1 protein-coding gene is annotated in these 561 nt (G+C 44.0%); it reads right to left on the bottom strand.

The window, feature by feature from the left end; translation table 11 throughout:
• Positions 1–357: 357 nt before the first annotated feature.
• On the bottom strand, positions 358–561 hold a 204-nt coding region (locus VB654_RS25030), incomplete at its 5' end, for a hypothetical protein (RefSeq protein ID WP_323216537.1).

Here is a 561-nt window from a genome sequence, read left to right as displayed (position 1 = left end):
GAATAGTTGAGATTGTAGTTGCACACTCAATGCGTACAGTGAGCCAAAGACTGACCGTGTAATTGCCCACGGAAAAGGGGAAAGCAAAACCTCGAACGGTCGAATAACCATCAAGGCGGTTGAGAACACGGCAGTGCATGGTGAACAATCCCCGACCTTTTTTGAATTCAAAATGCAAAATGCAAAATTCAAAATGAAGAATAGAAATAATTTTGAATTGATTTGACCCCAGGAAAGACGAGTCAGGGAAACAAGAAAAAAGCAGTGCTAAAAAGCGCTAGTTTTTTGCTGAGAACAAACCAGTAAAAAACAGCCAGAGTTTCAGCGCTGTATTGTGCTGTTTAAAAATATTATTTTCTAGCGAATCGCCACCCATACAGACACCCCACAATCATTTGTGGGGTATTTTTTATGACGTACCCGCACCAGTTTTGTACTACCCCGCACCACTACCCGCACCACTTCAAAAAACGCTCTAGTGCTACAGCCCTGACTATGGCTACATTCCAGCCTTCTTAGCCGCACCACCCGCACCACCCGCATCACTTTTTCCAGGAAATG

Source organism: Nodularia sp. UHCC 0506 (assembly GCF_034931045.1).
Lineage (GTDB): Bacteria > Cyanobacteriota > Cyanobacteriia > Cyanobacteriales > Nostocaceae > Nodularia.
This window is presented reverse-complemented; position numbering and strand designations above follow the sequence as displayed.